Here is a 237-nt window from a genome sequence, read left to right on the forward strand (position 1 = left end):
TCACTTACACCGCTTCTCAACCCGGTACGCACCAGAAAATCATTGATATGGCCATGAATGGCGTTGGATGCCGGGCAACTGCCCGCATTATGGGCGTTGGCCTCAACACGATTTTACGTCACTTAAAAAACTCAGGCCGCAGTCGGTAACCTCGCGCATACAGCCGGGCAGTGACGTCATCGTCTGCGCGGAAATGGACGAACAGTGGGGATACGTCGGGGCTAAATCGCGCCAGCG

1 pseudogene is annotated in these 237 nt (G+C 55.7%); it reads left to right on the forward strand.

Annotation, left to right across the window (positions count from 1 at the left end):
- A pseudogene (locus FHD02_RS24220) lies at positions 1 to 237 on the forward strand (IS1 family transposase); the annotation flags it as partial.

The organism is Citrobacter sp. EC_71 (assembly GCF_019584005.1).
GTDB classification, from domain to species: Bacteria; Pseudomonadota; Gammaproteobacteria; order Enterobacterales; family Enterobacteriaceae; genus Citrobacter; species Citrobacter werkmanii.